Source organism: Chitinophagales bacterium (genome assembly GCA_040877935.1).
GTDB lineage: Bacteria > Bacteroidota > Bacteroidia > Chitinophagales > CAIOSU01 > JBBDNB01.
Genome location: JBBDNB010000043.1, coordinates 188,862 through 205,943, shown reverse-complemented (window position 1 = coordinate 205,943; position 17,082 = coordinate 188,862). Strand labels below are relative to the sequence as shown.

Sequence of the window (17,082 nt, the reverse complement as noted above, 5' to 3'; positions counted from 1 at the left end):
TCACCTAACTCCATTTTTCTTTTAAATACTCCATCGCAGATTTTTTTTCACGGATCAAATTTACACCAAAGAGCAGGAACATATAGTATATGGGATAATTGACACACATACTGATTAAATGCCGAAAATGTACCGATACCAACACTACCACTGTATAATAGGCCTTTTTGCAGAACTGTAATATTGGTTTAAAAATATAGTGTGGCGTAAGTATCAGGAAGTGGACAGGAATAATAAAAAACCAGCGCCAATCACTATTGAGCAAAAAAGCAAGCATAAACAAAGGAAACCAAATTTGATACAATACATCACCCAGGTGCCGGGCTTTGTCAATGGGAAAATACACTGTAAAAAAAGCAGGAAGCAACCTTAAAAACCTGTAAATAAAGAAAACCCCATAAAATGCCAGCCAAAACCAAAACAGTGGATTTATCAGGGAAAGAAGCACGCTAAAAACCACAACTCCTGAAAACTCCAATAGCAAAAGAATTTTCAAAAAATAATTGCTTTGGGCAACTCCCAGCACGATGGGCAATGTCCGTATTTCTGATCTGCGGTCTTTAAAAACATCATTGACCTGGTGGATAAAAATATTCCTGAAGCCTATAAAAAAAACCGGCACTGCAAAAACCAAAATAAAGGGATCAAATGATTTACCTGCATAAAGTCCATAGGTGTGGAAGGCAAGAACCAATGGGATGACATAAGCATAGGCAGCATCAATAATATTGGAAACCAGGGGTATTTCCTTTAGCCGGGGAAAAGGCAATGAATAAATTAAAAACAGCAAAAGCTCCAATGCGATCAAATTCCATGAAAAGTGGTTTGCCGGTAATTTGATCCAGGGTAAAAGCGTCATTGATAGTGCCGCCAGAAAAATCAGGTACTGGTATTGAGGTTTTAGAAAGGCCAGTTTGTTGATTTTTCCCGCCTTTCGGTCAGATTCCTTATCGAAAAACTCATTGATAAAATAGCCCAAAGCTGCAAAGCCAAAACTCGTTATCAATGAAAGTATAAAAAGCAGCAAGGCGTCCCCCGAGAACGCAATATCAAAATAATACAACCAAAGGTAAACACAGCCTATAATGAAGGGAATAAAGCTCAGTCGCCAGTCCCCTGCCCTGCTGATACTGTTCAATTGCCTTATTTTGCTTGCAAAACTCATTTTTTGCGATTCAGGAAATACAAGTGCATTTCTTCTTCAGGTGTGTATTTTGGTTTTTCCGCCAATATTTCAAAAAAGTCTATTGGAAAAACATAATCCTCCCAGGATTCTATCTTACCAATGTCAAACAAATTCTGGAAATCATTGGAGATCGTCAGGTTTTCAAATGCGCCCCTTTCCACTTCGGGTATTTTCACAAAGTGTAGGATATACCCTTTTCTGCGAATAGCATCCAAAACAGGATTTAAATCTGCTATTTGATAGTGATATGCTTCATTGATCTGCTCACATATCCGGTTGATGTACAATTGTTCCCACTCATCTTCGGTTTCCCTTCTGAAAAGATCTTTGATATAGATCATTCCACCAGGTTTTAATACTTCCCATACAGCGTTTACCAGTTTGGTTTTGTCGTTGGAATGGCCAAAAGACTCAAGAAAATATACCCGGTCGTATTTCCCGGTTTCAAACAATTGGTCCACTTTGTGATAATCGCCCAAAGCCACACGCACTCGTCCTCCCACTCCCTTTTCCTCAACCTTTGATTTTGCTTTTTCGACCTGCACATTCGAAATAGTACAGGCATCAATTTGCAAGCGATCCATTTTTTGGGCAAAATAAACTGCCGGCCCTCCCACACCACAGCCGGCATCCAATACTTTCATGCCATTTCCAATTTGAGCACTCTTTATGGTGTAATCCAGGTATTCTTCCACATTTTTGGTGCGAAATGCCTGGATAATCTCTCCATAAACCTCTAAAAATTTATCGGTCGTACTGTCGTAATATTTCCCGACAGAATCAGGTGTGTTTTTTGATTTTGGCTTGTGCACAAAAGCTTTCCGCTTCACCATTAAAAGCCAGATAATAATCAGAAACTCAATAAAAACAATGCCTAAAAGTAGGTACAACTCCATATCAGTGAATATAATCGCTAAACTACATTAAAAAGGAATGTGCATCAAAAAAGACTTTGTTTAATTGTGGTTTTAGCAGACTAAAAATATCAGTCTAAATTTATGCTTTTGAAAACTTGATTGTGAACTTAGTTAAAATTATCTTTCCCTAAATTTATACCGACAGGGCAAATCTTATTCTATAATATTAAGCTATCCCAGTGCCCGGGCAATTCTTTTATTTTACAGAAATTTAATTTTATCATTGTCATCCAAACAATAAAATTTTAGCATCAAAATTATGCCGCATAAAAAATTAAATGTTGCACTTATTGGATATGGTTATTGGGGAAAAAACCTCCTCAGGAATCTGGTTCAACATCCTGATATTCATCAAACATATCTTTGTGATCAAAATGAGTCTGCTATAAAACTTGCACTCAAAACCTACCCTACGCTTATTACTAGTGCAGATTACAAAGACTTTCTGCTCAATGAAAAAATTGATGCCTTTGTAATTGCGACACCTACATCAAGCCATTATCAAATAGCTAAGGCAGTGCTCGAACACGGAAAGCATGTATTGGTAGAAAAACCATTTGTGACTTCTGTAAAAGAAGCTCAAGAACTGTGTAAGCTTGCAAAGGCCAAAGAAAAAATCATAATGGTTGACCATGTTTTTATGTACAATCCGGTAGTAATTAAGCTAAAGGAATTTGTCACAGAGCAACAATTGGGTCAAATGAATTATATTGATTCCACAAGGATCAACCTGGGTATTTACCAAAATGATACCAATGTACTGTGGGACCTTGCCTGCCATGATCTATCAATAATTAATTACTTAATTGATGAAAAACCCCTTGCAGTCAGAGCAATTGGCAGGGTTCATCCTGCACAGGGATTTGAAGATCTGGCTTATTTATTCTTAAAATACAAATCGGGGATGCTTGTACAAATTAATACTTCCTGGGCCTCACCGGTTAAAATCCGAAAAATGTTGATTGGTGGGGAAAGGAAGTTAATCGTTTACGATGATATAGAACCTACACACAAATTGGTGATCTATGATTACAAAAATCAAATTAAGCACAGTGACAGTAAAGAAAGTAAACTTATAGATTACAGATTGGGAAATGCAACTATTCCTAAATACGAGCTTACAGAACCTCTTAAAAATGTAATGGATGCTTTTGTGAAATCTATTCATACTGGAAACCCGCCATTATCCAGTGGGGAAAATGCACTTGAGATCATTAATGTACTTGAAAAAGCAGAAATCTCATTAAATTCGAATAGTGATTTAATTCCGTTGCATTGAATATTTCATTGATCATATTCTGCTACAATGAATCTGGAAACATTCGGAATGTAATAAATAATGCTTTAAAAATAATCCCTTCAATATCATCATCTTACGAAATATTAGTAGTAAATGATGGCAGTGTAGATGGAACAGCAGATATAATTGATGGATTAAGTGAAAGCCACGAGTCAATAAAGACCATTCACCACTCCAAAAACCTGGGCATAGGCATGGCCCTATTAAGTGGCTATAAAGCAGCACAAAAGGAATATATCTGTGCCATTCCGGGTGACGGGCAATTTGATCTAGAAGAACTAAGAGAAGTCAAGCCATTTACAAACAATACTTATTATTCATTTTACAGACCAAAAACCAATTATAATTTATACAGGAGAATTTTGACCTGGCTCAATCGATTGTACAACCAACATATATTGGGCATCTACTTAAGGGATGTAAATTGGATTAAAATATATCGTAAAGATCAAATCGATACAGTAGATCCTAAATTAAAAAGCTCATTGGTAGAAAGTGAAATCTGTGCCCGTTTATTCAAAAAAGGTATATTACCAATAGAAATTCCATCAAAGTACCTCGATAGAGAATACGGTGATGCAAAAGGAGGAAGTTTTAACATTCTTATTAAAGTCATTCCTGAAACCATTGAGTTATTTTGGGCGATTCATTTTAGGTAAGTTGAAAAGCCTCTATTCCTGCTCTTCTTTCATTTAAAATAACCTTTCAATCTTTGCAGAAAAGATATTTTAGGTTCATAAACATTATGCAATTCCAGTAAAGAAACTGTGGGGTTTCTATCGGGAAAACTTTGAATCAATTTCAAGCCCTTAGGGCCTTCATTTATATTTTCATTAAAATAAAACTCCGGAGTACAGGCATATTCCTCAATATTATTTTCCCTGCCATAATAATAGCGCATTTCTGCAGCCTCAGGAATCAAACCACTTACAATCACCAACCTCGGTTGATCATTCCTATTGATGCCCGATGCATGTAGAAGGCGATGATCATAAATCAAAGCTTCACCGGCTTTCATTTTTATTGGTCGTAAATATTTCCACACTTCATCTGTTACATTCTCATAAGAAGATGGAATATTTTGCCCTCGAATATTTTTGAACCATTGATGGCTATCTGGCAATATCAAAAGTGTACCATTGTCCTCATCTACATCTACCAGCGGCAACCATATATTGTAGGAATTAAATTGCTTTTCATCCACAATATTCCAATCCTGATGTGGCTGTAAGGCTCCGTTTTCTCCTTTGCTTTTCACCATAAAAGTGGCACCAAGTACTTTCGCTTCCTGAAAATTTTCTGCTGCTGCTCGTTTACAAACAGATTGAATTTTATCATTCATTTTTTGACGAAAAGCAAAATCTTTGGCATGTGAGGAAGCATACATGCCTTCTGGTAAATTCGGATGATTCTGATAGAAAAAATCACTTAGTTCTTTGATTTCAACTTCCTTTAAATAAGGAACAACAGCATAGCCCTTTTCTTTCAATGCATTGTTACTTATTTCTGATTTAAAGATTGGTGTAAATGGCATAAGCCTATTTTTTAACGATACAACTGCCAATATACAATTCATCCAGACCACTGGCATAAAAACTAGCTAAAGCATCCCTGGGGCTAAAAACTATCGGTTCATGACTCAGATTAAAACTTGTATTGAGCAACACCCCATGTCCGCTTTTTGCCTTAAACAAATTTAACAAATTATAATAAACCGGGTTTTGATCTTGCCTGACTGTTTGAACTCTACATGTGCCATCCACATGTGTAACCCCTTTCAACAGCTTTTGGTATTCTTTTTTTACGCCAAAAACCTTGGTCATATAGGGCGCATCAGTACATGGTGCTTCAAAATACTTTTGAAAATCTTCTTCCAGCACACTGGCACCAAAAGGCCTGAACCCTTCCCTGAATTTTACTTTTTGATTTACGGTTTTCTGAATGTCCTCTACTGCGGGATCTGCCAATATGCTTCTGTTGCCCAAAGCCCGGGGGCCAAATTCCATTTTACCCTGGAACCAACCTAAAACCTTTTGATTGGCAAGTGCTTCCGCTGCCATTTCTATAAAATCATCACTTTTTTCAAAATTCAGATTGCAGCGGTTCAGCACTTCATCAATTTCTTCCTGATCAATTGCTGTACCGTAAAAAGTATGGCTTTGCTTTTCAAAATCATCATCGCCAATGTTTTTTGAAGCCAACATGGCAGCACCCAAAGAAATACCGGCATCATTGGAAGCCGGTTGAATAAAAAGCTCCTCGACCTCATCCAAAGCTTCGATTTTTTGGTTGGCCAGGCAATTGAGCGCTACACCGCCAGCCATACATACTTTTTTTATCCCTGTTTCCTGCACAGCATTTTTCACAAGGGAAACAAGTGCTTTTTCCAATTGCAATTGTGCCGCAGCTGCCAGGTCTTTGTATTCCTGTGCAATGTATTTTTTATGCCTTCTTTCCAGCCCCGTAAATTGAATCAATTTTTTGCCAAAAAGCATTTCATATCGGCTTGGAGAAGCCTGCCCAGCTTCAATTTGCACCATAAATTCTTCATTGAAATGATATCCATTATCGGTAATTTGAAGAATTTCATTCAATTGATATTTTGAAGGATCCCCATAAGCTGCCAGACCCATGAGTTTGTATTCATCAGCATCGCGGGTAAAACCACAAAGCTGTGTGATCATTGAATAATACATACCCAGGCTTTGTGGCCTTTCATAGCGTTTGAGCAGTTTTAGCTCTCTGCCCTCTCCTATGGAAATTTGGGTACTCACGCCATCACCAGAACCATCTACGGAAATCACCAGGGCCTTATCATATCCTGAGGGGTAAAAAGTGCTTGCTACATGACAATCGTGGTGGTGGTATCGCCTGATTTCAGGTACATGTCCAAAATAGGTTTGAAAATGCTTTTCCAGTACCTGATCAATTTGTTTCCCCCAGGTGCTGCCGTGAAAAGCTACTACCGATATGTCTTCTATGCTTATACCCGCAATTCGGAACACTTCTTTTACAGACTGAATAGGCAGCTGCCCTGCTAAATGCTTAATTCTTGTAAGCCGTTCTTCCTCTACAGCAGCTATCACCTTTCCATTTTGCATCAACACGGCTGAAATATCCTGATAGCCCGGACGCACTCCGCCATTGATTCCTAAAATATATTTATTACTATTCGCCACACAAAAAATATTTGTCGTAAACGATCTCAGGCATAAAGCCCATTTTCGTCACCATTTTAAGCGCAGGACGCATCAGTTGCATCCATTTGTAGCCGGTGTTATAATCCTTAAAAGTTTTTGGAGGAAGAGCCAGCCACTCTTCAAATTCTTCACGTGAGATCGCCAACCTTTTCAAGCAGAGGTCAATAATACGTGGATCCTCCATTACATAAGGTTTTTTCACTGCTTCCAAAGCCTTTTCCCTATCCATCTGTCCATCGCGTATCAATGCACTGTAGGCATTCAGTCGAAAATCAATGTTGAATTTTACGCGATGCACATAAGTGATTAGCGACCAATACAGATCATCATAATAATGTGCACCGGGATACACCCAATCATATTCACTTATAATAATTTTCTCAGCTTCTTTGCGTACATAATTTTCATAGTAAAGCGGAGAATACGCTTTTATGCCTTTTATAATACTGTAATAAAAAAGCTCTTTCCAGCCCAGGTGATAATTTGGGTCTTCGGGTTTCCATTCGCGCAGTTTAACAGTGCCAAATTTATTTTGAACATCTCTAACATAATCACCAACCATATATGCCCAACTCATAGGTTTGATCCCTTCGGTACGAAAAGATTGCCCATAAATCATGTGTTTTATGCCTTCCTTATAAGCCACGCCATAACATGATCCGGCAATGCCCACATCAGTTCCTTCATTCATTTCAGGAACCGAGGCTTTAAGAAAAGATTTTTTTAAATCTTTAGCCTCTCTCCAGTCACTGGTTATGGTACGCAATTCCACACCCAGCTTGCGGGTAATGTTGATCATGTTCTCCCCTCCCACCGGATTGTCAAAGCCATCATTAAAATGAACGGCCAATGGACGTAGGCCATATTTTTTTACTACCAGGTGCAACACATAGGTACTGTCTCTGCCTCCACTGATTCCTACTACACAATCATATTTTTTCCCCTTGCCGTCCGCTTTGATTTTTTTCAGTGTCTTTTCCCAAATGGCCTGTCCGCTTTCATCATTGGGATACATTTTCTCCCATTTATAGTGCAGATGGCAATAACTACATACGCCCTCACTATCAAAACTTATTCCCGGACAAGTGCTATCACTGATACACTTTGTACAACGCTGATATGGAATGTCTTTTTCAATTCCATTGACAATTACTTTATTACTCATAAATTACTATCAAATTTCAAGCCTTCATTTTTAAGCATCTTTCCTATTTCGACACCCTTTCTTGTTCTTTTAGGCATTTCAAATTCTGCCAAAACCAAATCTCCAGCAAACTCATTAAACATACCTTGTGCAATAATACCTTCTTTAGCAATGCAAAGCGAGCATCCCACCATTTTTTTACCTTCATAAGGCCCTCCAACAATATACCCCACACTTGTAGCGCTTACCATTACGAGATTATGTGTTTGAGCCAGAATACTTAATGGGCGTATCCATTTGTCTTTGTATGGATCTTTCTCTTCAGTGATAGAATGTTCAACTGTCCAGGAAGAAGGAGCTAAAATTAATTGCGCCCCCATTCTGGCAAGTGTATGTCCAATATCAATTGCATCAAAATAATTATCAGCACAAATATTGAGGCCGATTTTTCCAAAAGGGGTGTCAAAAACTTCCAGTTTCTGCCCTACTTCATAATAAGGAAATTCAACTGTCAGTAGATTAATCTTCCTGTGCTTCCCTATGATTTTTCCAGAATCGTCTATTAATAAAGCGGAGTTGTAATTACCCTTATCTGTTTTTTCTGTCAAACCTACACATATCCAGATTTTATAGTTGGCGGCAAATTCACAAAAAATAGTGCTATAAGTTCCAGGGATTGTTTGAGCTTCATTTAAGCCAGCAGGATGTGTCCATGCAAAATCTATGGTTTCGGGCAATAGTACTAAGTTGCAGTTGGATTCTTTGGCTCTTTTAATTAATTTTTCTGCTCTTTCAAAATTGCGTTCCGGCTCACAACCTTCTATCAGTAGCTGCGCCATACCTATTTTAATGTGCTTCATTTTATTTTACAAATAATACCTGAAATTTATTCTGCAAGATAACAAGGAACTTGTTGTTTATAAAACATTATTTCATCAATTCGAATAGATTTTTTATCAAATTCACATAAATAAGTATAGGTTGTTCTTAGATGATTTTTTTTGATCAAAGCTTAAAAGCACCAATATAAAATTAAATATTAACCACATAACAATATATGCAGTTTCAAATCCTTTTTCAGTTCTATTTTTAAGGTGAAATTAATTCTGTTTTTTTGTACCTTAGCTGTGCACCTTTTAAATTTATACAATGCTTATCCATTTGAGCATATAACTTAAGTAATCTCCACAAATGACAAAAGCAGTATATTTTTTAACCGAAGAGGATCAATACAAGGGCTCAGAACCTTATTTTTTTGATAAAGAAAAATTTCCCTGGGCAAAAACATTAGAGGATAACTGGCAAATTATTCGCAAAGAAATGTTGGGGATTATTGATGGTAAAGAATCTATTTCACTAAGTAGCACTAATCCGCCTTATCTTTCCAGCCCCGATGCCTGGAAAAATATTTATTTCTACAACTTCATGTGGAAATATCACAAAAACTGCGAAAGGTTTCCCGAAACCTACAAACTGTTAAAATCAATACCCAACCTTACATTTGCTGAGTTTACTGTTTTGGAACCCGGGTCAAAAATCTTGCCTCATATTGGAGAAACAAATACAACTATAAGAGGACATCTTGGTATAGAAATTCCGGGAAAACTTCCCGAAATGGGAATTCATGTAGGGGAACAGGAAAGAGCTTGGGAAAACGGTAAAGTAGTTCTTTTCAGTGATGCGCACAGGCATTATGTTTGGAACAATTCAGATAAAAGGCGTTTTGTTTTGGTCTTTGATGTAGTGCGAGACGAATTTGCAGATAACAAACTATGGGTTTGTGCTCAATGCCTTTCGGCACTTAGTATTAAGTGGGTTGATGAACAAGTCTCTTTTTTCAAAAAGCTACCTTCTTTTCTAATGCACGCATTTCATAAAATCATAGCGGTGCTTTGGTTTATATATTTGCCCTTACAGCGAAAATTGAAGCTTCCCTGAATCAATGAATAGAAAGTTTTTATTTCCTTTTATTATATTGTTTATTATAATAATTTTATCGGAAATTATATTGCGTTCAAATAATTACGAACCAGGCATATTTAAAGTTTACAAAGGATTTGAAAAAGTCGATACACTTATCACCTACAACACATACGTCACAGATGAGAGTGGCATATATAAATTCAACCGACTTATAAGCGATTCCCTAAGCAAATATTTCAACATCTCGGCAAATGAAATGGAACACTCTGAATTAGGTGAAACCCTGAAATGGGGCCATGAAGACATTAAAGAAATTTATCAGCAATTTGGTCAGTTGAGAATGCAAGTATTTCAAAGCAAAAACAAGGATCGACTTAATAACACCAAAACAAAGGATACTCATAATTGGGATACGGAATTTCCAATCACAGTTAAACATTTGTATCATTCTCCTGCTGAATCAAGAAGCAATTGGTCAGAACTAATACTTACATACCTTGAAAAACCTTTCAATAGGGATGGTTTCAGAAGTATTCCATTTGACACTGTCAAAAGTAACAGGCCAAAGGTATTGTTATTAGGGGATTCCTTCGTATATGGCATGTCTGCCGAACCTTATTTCAATAGTTTTTCTGACATCCTTTTGGCAAGGGGTTATATTGTATATAATACCGGGATTTCAGGAACTGATCCTGCACAATATGCTGCTGTGGCTAAAAAATACATTCCGTTGCTAAATCCGGATATTGTAATTTTAAACTTTTACCAGGGGAATGACCTGATGCCATTTAGCAGAAAAGTTGCTTCAGGAAGAACCCATGAACATCACACAAATGCAGGGTTTATTTTTAGCTATCCGAAAGGGGAATACTTAAACCCTGAGGAAGCCTATAACTATTACCGCTCCATTGTATCAATTCCTGATACTGAAAAGAATACCTTTAATAAAATATGCTCCAAATCGGTTATACTCAGTCTTTTATGGGGGCTTTTATATGAGCTTGATATTGTTGACCATAATGAACACACAAGGTACACGGAGCTTAATTTAAATAGTACTAAATATGAAAAATCAATAATTACAGCACCATATGTTTCTGGGATTCAAAAAGTTTGCAATGAAACGAACACACCTTTAATCAATATTGTAATACCTGAAAAGAACTACATCAATATTTTCGGGTATTATTTGGGATATACTTCTTTAAGTGAAAAAGTTTTAGACAAACTATTCAGTAAAAAAAAATACTATTATCCTGAGGCTTTGTTTACAAACAGCGATTATTCAGGCAGCCATTTCAACAATAAAGGTTCCTTAAGATATGCGAATTATTTAGACTCATTGATTAAACAACATCTATCATTAAATACAGCAACTGAAAACTTAAATTAGCTATATAAAAGTTTTCTTTTTGAATTTCCAACGGATTTAAACTAATTTATTTTTTACCATTTGTCTCCATGGAAAAATAATCAAGCTATATTAATTAATGAAACGAACATGAATTTTTTTAATCAAAACTTCACACTTGAGAATGACTAAAAAAATTCATGTGAGAGTGTAGCGATTCCCCGCCTGCATGGCCATTTGGTCGGGCAGGCATGTGTGCAGAAATTTTTCTGCATTTTTAGAGCTTGCGGAAAAATTTAAACAGATGAAAAAAAATCTACTTGTCTTTCTGTATTTGTTTGTCATAGTAGTAGTTCTGAGTGAATTGCTTTTGCGATATTCAGGGTATAAACCTGGATTTGTAAAATCATACAAAGACTTTGAGCTAGTCGATTCACTCATACTTTATGATCTTTATATAACTGATGATCAAGGAATATACAAGTTCAACCCACAAATAATAAGTAGTTATAACAACTCAACAAATACAGAGTATGATAGTCAATATATGACTGAAGGTTTTAGTAATACATATAAAGTTTTCAGGCATATTAAAAAACAAGTACTCCTGGGAAATAGTGTCTTTTACGGTATTTCCAATGAAGATGACACATCGAATTGGAACACGGAATTTCCAAAATCTGCAAAAAGTGAATTTGATAATATTTATCCGCATAAAATATGGTCAAAATTATTTTCAGAATATTTAAATTATCCATATAATCTAGAAGGCTTTCGAAGTATACCTTTTGACACATCACAAACAGAGAGGCCAAAAATCCTTCTACTCGGAGATTCTTATGTATACGGAATGTCTGCCAACCCTATATTCAACTGTTTTTCAGATATTTTACTTTCAAGAAGATATATTGTATATAATACCGGTATTCCCGGAACCGATCCAGCACAATATGCAGCAGTATCCAAAAAATACGTGCCTTTGCTCAAACCCGATATTGTAATTTTAAATTTTTTTAGGGACAACGATTTTATGGCCTTTGAAAGAGAAACTGCAAAAAACAAACCTCATGAACATTATACCAATGTAGGTTTTTTGGAAAGCATGCCTACAGGTAAATATCTGTCAGCGGAGGAAGCTTATCAATTTTATGTGAATATGATTAAAATCCCAAATACCGAAGGAAACCTATTCAACCATATCTGCTCAAAATCCGCATTATTAAGTACTGTTTGGGGAGTTTTGCATTTTTTTAATTTAGTTGAGCACAAAGAGCTTACGGCATACAATGAAGTCAATTTTGGTAAATCAGACATCGAAAAGGCAAAAATCACCAACAAATATATTTCAGAAATTCACAAAGTTTGTGAGTCAAATTCAAGCACATTGCTCAATGTTATTATACCCAAAAAGTTCTACCCCAGAATTTTTGGTCACCATATCAACTACAAACCTTTGAAAAAAGATGTTTTATCAGCTTTATTTGGGGATCTGCCTTTTTATTATCCCAATGACCTGATCAATACAACTGATTATGAAGGCGGTCATTTCAACAACAAGGGCTCTTTAAAATATGCCAATTACCTTGATTCTCTGATAAAAGAACACATTTCAGCGAAACAGCGAACTTACATTAAACCAAATAATACAGTTAAACAATGAAAAACATATTGTTTTTTATTTTTATTATACTAATTGTATTAATCTTTTCAGAGGTTATTTTGCGTGTAATTGGACATAAGCCCGGGATTTTTACAAATTACGATAATTTCAACACTGTAGATTCGCTTTATACTTTTAAAAATTATCAAACTGACGAATACGGTATTTATAAATTTTCATCTTATGTAACGGATTCTCTCAGAATTGAATTTGACAATAACCCTCAATTTACAAAGCGGGAAATGATCGACATGGGTATTGACCCTATGGATGGTATAAATAATATTTACAGTGAGTTCAAATTATTGCAATTAAAGATAGAAGGAAAAGAGATTTCCAGTAAATATCACAAAGAGCAATTAAATAGTGATGAATGGAAAACCCCTTTCCCGCAATTGGCCGAAAAATTACTAAAAAAGAAGCAGGGCGATAACAATTGGGAAAGACTGATCGGCCAATATGTGTACAAGCCCTTTAACAGAGAAGGTTTTAGAAGTATAGCCTTTGATACCACGGCTGAAAAAGCCATTAGAATTTTACTCCTGGGCGATTCATTTGCCTATGGCATGTCGGCTTATCCATTTTTCAACAGCTATGCAGACATTCTGCTATCGCGTGGGTATATTATCTACAATACAGGGATTTCCGGTGTCGACCCTGCGCAATATGCTGCGGTAGCTAAAAAATATGTCCCCCTCCTAAAACCTGACCTTGTAATTTTAAACTTCTACCCCGGAAATGATCTGATGCCATTCCCAAGAGAGGCAAACAAAGATGAGCCGCATGAACACATGACCAATGCCGGTTTTTTTCAAAGCAGCCCTGAAGGAAAGTACCTGAATCCTCAAGAAGCTTATTCCTATTACCTTTCGCTTGTAAGTATACCTGAAACGAATACCTTCAACTATATCTCTTCTAAATCCAGTATCCTCACAATTATATGGGGCATTTTACACAAAAATAATTGGGTCGAGCATCCTGTACTAAACAACTACAATCAATTGCACTACAATGTATCCAAATCACAAAAAGCCCAGCTTACATCAAAGTACATCAGCGACATAATGAATGTTTGCAAAACCAATAAAACAGATTTATTGAATACTGTAGTCCCTTCAAAAGAGGTGCTAATTAACAAAAATACAATTGTTGAAGATTCTATTCTTCAAATAGTTTTCTCTAACAACAAATATTATTACCCGGAAAATTTAAATCCATCCGACTATATAGCCGGGGATGATTTCCATTTTTCTAACCCAGGTGCCCTGAAATATGCTGATTTTTTGGACAGTCTGATCCAAATGCAGTATATTCAATCTGAAAAGTAATTTCTTGTTGTTTAGACTTTCCAAGAACAAAATCATTTATGATCTCTACTCGAAATTTTAAAGTTTGTCTGGTAAACCCACCTGTCATTGCAGTACTGGAACCCTGGTACGACATCCCTGACTTTGGAAGAACGGCTTTGGCTTATCTTGCTGGGTATCTAAGACAATTTGAAGGTTTTGAAATTAAGATTATAGATGCAAAATTTGAACGACTCAATTTTGAGCAAACTTTAGAGGAAATAAAAACTTTTCAGCCAGATATAGTAGGTCTTACAGCCTTTACAAATGAAATAAAACCTGCTGCCTACATGGCGCATATTGTAAAAGAAAACATAAAGAATTGTTGCACAGTTGTTGGCGGAGCACACATTACTGCTATTCCTAAAGAAACGATGCAGGAATTTCCTATGATTGATTATGGGGTAGAAGGTGAAGGAGAAGAAACCTTTATGGAGTTATGCACTGCTTTAAAATCCAGAAAGGATTATAATGATGAAATAGACTTTCATTCAATAAACGGGCTACTTTTTAGGGAAAATGGAGACATTATTCAAAACAAGCCCAGGGAAAGGATTTTAGACCAGGACAGCATTCCCTTTCCTGCATGGGATCTATTGCCCAAAGCTGACGCATACTTTGTGCAATCAATGAGAGGTTGTCCATTTAATTGTCTTTTCTGCATGAATCCCAATGGACGAATAGCAAGAAAAAGGTCTGTAGAAAATGTTATGGAAGAGCTGCGCTGGATTGTAGATGAATTCAAACCTAAAAGAATCAGTTTTGGAGACGAACTCTTTAGTGTAGATATCCCCCGTACCCATCAACTTTTACAGGCAATGGCCAAAGAAGGTATTGGCAAAAAAGTGAGCTGGGATGTTCAAACACATGTTCATTATGTCAACAAAGAATTATTTGAAGATTTTAAAAAAGCCAATGTTGAAATAGTAGAAGTTGGAATAGAAACCGGTGACGAAGAAATGTTGCGAAAAATGGGCAAAGGCACCAATTTGAAGCTCATAGAATCAGCATGTAAAGCAGGAAAAGAAGCAGGAGTTAAAATAGGCTCCTTTTTCCTATTTGGCCAACCAAATGAAAATAAGGAGAGTCTGGAAAAAACAGTGAATCTTGCAGTTAAGATCAATCCTGATTTGCCTATGTTTGGATTGATGACACCATATCCTGGCACTGAAGTTGCGCGAATGGCTGCCAAACAAGAAAATGGCTACAAATTACTTTCTACCGATTGGGATGAATACAACAAACAGATTGGTGGCGCTATGGAATTTGCCAATTTATCAAGGGCACAAATCGAATGGTTCCAGATTAAAGCTTATACAAAAGTCTATCTTTACAATAAGCGCTTTACTGATTTTGTGAAATTTGTATGGGATTACAAAGAAGCCGCATGGGAAGTTTTGAAAAAAATGTTGCTGAGGAGAAAATCAATTGTAAAACACCACAAAAAACCAAGTGACTATGACTCTGTTTTGAATGTTGAAAATTCCAGAAAAGCTAACATTAATGATTTTGTTACTTCACGTGAAAACTGGAACAAAACCCAGCAAAGAGAAATGAAAAGAGCCAAAAAAGCTTCTCCCGAATTGCATAAAAGCATTAGAAAGAAAAAAGATGATAAACAAAAAGAAAGTTCTGGTCTTAAATCTGCCTAATAAAGAGCAGATTACCCGAAGATACATGTGTTCTTACGTCTCTCCAGAGAGTCTGCTACCTCCGCATGAATTGATTTCAGTGGCAGCTATTGCCCGTGAATGGAAAAATGCGGATGTCAAATTAATTGATGCCATTGCTGAAGGATGGGAAACAGATAGGGTTGCTGTAGAAATCTACAAGTACCAACCCGATATAATAGTTTCCATTACCGGTTTTGAGTGTTTTGAAGAAGACATGGACGAACTCAGAAGTATAAAAAGCAATTTCCCGGAATCGAAAATGATATTATTTGGCCATTATGCAACAAATTTTTCTCAAGAAACACTAAAACATTCAAATGCAGATTATATAATATTAGGTGAACCGGATTTAATTTTCTCAGACCTTTATGATGCAATAATTGGAAATCTTAATATTGAAACAGTTGAAGGTATAGCTTATACTAAAAACAACAAATTCATAAAGCAGGGTAATGGAAACAGAATTCCTAATCCAAATGATTTACCCATGCCCTGTTATGATATACTGCCAAAGGACAAGTATTATGAGCCATTGCTCAGTTCGCCCTTTGGTATGATTCAAAGTGCAAGAGGTTGTCCTTATCAATGTAATTTCTGCGTGAAATCTTTTGGAACCCAATTGACAACACTCAATCCAGAAAGAATTGTAGAAGAAATAAAAGTGTGGCAACAACTTTTTAATGTAAAATCAATACGCTTTATAGACGATACATTTACAATTAACAGAAAAAGGGTTATAGAATTATGCAAATTAATGGTAAATAAAAAACTTGACATTGAATGGGCCTGCCTAAGTCGAACAGATAATGTAGATGCTGAAATTTTGAGTTGGATGAAAAAAGCAGGATGTAAAAGAATTTATTTTGGCATGGAAAGCGGTAGTAAAAGAATGCTGGAGCTTTACAAAAAGAACTTTACTCTTGAACAATCAAAAGAAGCGTTTTCACTATGCAGAAAATATAAAATTGAATCCGCAGCATTTTTCATGTCTGGTCACCCTGAAGAAACAGAGGCAGATTTTAAAGCAACCGTTGATTTTGCAGTCAATTCAGATCTAAACTTTGCATCGTTCAATCCATTGACTCCTTATCCTGGCACATCAATGTTTAATGAAATGAGCAATCAGCTTGATTTCTCAATTTATCCCTATAAAAATAACTGGAAAGATGAATCTGTGTATAAAGAATTTGCCCGTAGAAAAAAAATATTTTATAAAGCCTTCTACTTCAGACCGAGCTATTTCTATCTAAATGCATCCGCTCTTTTAAAAAACATGAAGGAAATAGCTGGAATGGGGTTTGGTTTAATTCGCTATATTCTTTGGGATAAGAAATTTGTTATTTCCGGACTCAAAGGGGCTCACGACAAATAAGAAAATGCTC

Annotated in this window: 14 protein-coding genes; 8 read left to right on the top strand and 6 right to left on the bottom strand. The window is 36.2% G+C overall.

Annotated features, from left to right (window positions below; translation table 11 throughout):
• Positions 1–4: 4 nt before the first annotated feature.
• Both WD048_11840 and WD048_11835 read right to left on the bottom strand, forming a co-directional pair.
• A complete protein-coding gene (locus WD048_11840) occupies positions 5–1,165 on the bottom strand; it encodes a UbiA family prenyltransferase (GenBank protein ID MEX0812899.1) in 1,161 nt (386 codons plus the stop codon).
• Positions 1,162–2,082 (bottom strand): methyltransferase domain-containing protein, encoded by a 921-nt coding sequence (locus WD048_11835; GenBank protein MEX0812898.1) that lies wholly within the window; start codon positions 2,080–2,082, stop codon positions 1,162–1,164. The genes WD048_11840 and WD048_11835 overlap by 4 nt, the downstream gene beginning before the upstream one ends.
• Before the next feature lie 280 nt (positions 2,083–2,362).
• Here WD048_11835 and WD048_11830 point away from each other — a divergent pair, with 280 nt between their 5' ends.
• Positions 2,363–3,382 carry a Gfo/Idh/MocA family oxidoreductase gene (locus WD048_11830; protein ID MEX0812897.1) on the top strand — a complete coding sequence of 340 codons (1,020 nt, stop codon included), beginning with the start codon at positions 2,363–2,365 and terminating at the stop codon, positions 3,380–3,382.
• Positions 3,379–4,062: a glycosyltransferase family 2 protein gene (locus WD048_11825; protein ID MEX0812896.1), complete on the top strand. Its 684-nt coding sequence runs from the start codon at positions 3,379–3,381 to the stop codon at positions 4,060–4,062. The genes WD048_11830 and WD048_11825 overlap by 4 nt, the downstream gene beginning before the upstream one ends.
• A gap of 29 nt (positions 4,063–4,091) precedes the next feature.
• On the opposite strand, the gene WD048_11820 is transcribed toward WD048_11825, so the two are convergent.
• Genes WD048_11820 through WD048_11805 form a run of 4 tightly spaced genes read right to left on the bottom strand, consistent with a single transcriptional unit; the run spans position 4,092 to position 8,607 of the window.
• Complete coding sequence (locus WD048_11820) at positions 4,092–4,937, bottom strand: phytanoyl-CoA dioxygenase family protein (GenBank protein ID MEX0812895.1); 846 nt, start codon at positions 4,935–4,937, stop codon at positions 4,092–4,094.
• Between the two features lie 4 nt (positions 4,938–4,941).
• Positions 4,942–6,582 (bottom strand): carbamoyltransferase C-terminal domain-containing protein, encoded by a 1,641-nt coding sequence (locus WD048_11815; protein MEX0812894.1) that lies wholly within the window; start codon positions 6,580–6,582, stop codon positions 4,942–4,944.
• Complete coding sequence (locus WD048_11810) at positions 6,572–7,768, bottom strand: N-acetyl sugar amidotransferase (protein MEX0812893.1); 1,197 nt, start codon at positions 7,766–7,768, stop codon at positions 6,572–6,574. Before WD048_11810 ends, WD048_11815 begins: the two co-directional genes overlap by 11 nt.
• Positions 7,765–8,607, bottom strand: a complete 843-nt coding sequence (locus WD048_11805; GenBank protein MEX0812892.1) for a carbon-nitrogen hydrolase family protein — start codon at positions 8,605–8,607, stop codon at positions 7,765–7,767. The genes WD048_11810 and WD048_11805 overlap by 4 nt, the downstream gene beginning before the upstream one ends.
• 331 nt (positions 8,608–8,938) lie before the next feature.
• On the opposite strand from WD048_11805, the gene WD048_11800 reads away from it, so the two are divergent.
• From WD048_11800 to WD048_11775, 6 genes are all read left to right on the top strand, one after another.
• A complete protein-coding gene (locus tag WD048_11800; protein ID MEX0812891.1) occupies positions 8,939–9,685 on the top strand; it encodes an aspartyl/asparaginyl beta-hydroxylase domain-containing protein in 747 nt (248 codons plus the stop codon).
• Positions 9,686–9,755: 70 nt separating this feature from the next.
• Complete coding sequence (locus WD048_11795; GenBank protein MEX0812890.1) at positions 9,756–11,063, top strand: hypothetical protein; 1,308 nt, start codon at positions 9,756–9,758, stop codon at positions 11,061–11,063.
• A gap of 262 nt (positions 11,064–11,325) precedes the next feature.
• The gene (locus WD048_11790) at positions 11,326–12,681 is read left to right on the top strand and encodes a hypothetical protein (GenBank protein MEX0812889.1); all 1,356 of its coding nucleotides are present in this window, start codon (positions 11,326–11,328) and stop codon (positions 12,679–12,681) included.
• Positions 12,678–14,009 carry an SGNH/GDSL hydrolase family protein gene (locus tag WD048_11785; protein ID MEX0812888.1) on the top strand — a complete coding sequence of 444 codons (1,332 nt, stop codon included), beginning with the start codon at positions 12,678–12,680 and terminating at the stop codon, positions 14,007–14,009. Before WD048_11790 ends, WD048_11785 begins: the two co-directional genes overlap by 4 nt.
• Before the next feature lie 38 nt (positions 14,010–14,047).
• Complete coding sequence (locus WD048_11780; GenBank protein ID MEX0812887.1) at positions 14,048–15,679, top strand: radical SAM protein; 1,632 nt, start codon at positions 14,048–14,050, stop codon at positions 15,677–15,679.
• The gene (locus tag WD048_11775; protein ID MEX0812886.1) at positions 15,639–17,072 is read left to right on the top strand and encodes a radical SAM protein; all 1,434 of its coding nucleotides are present in this window, start codon (positions 15,639–15,641) and stop codon (positions 17,070–17,072) included. The genes WD048_11780 and WD048_11775 overlap by 41 nt, the downstream gene beginning before the upstream one ends.
• Positions 17,073–17,082 lie beyond the last annotated feature (10 nt).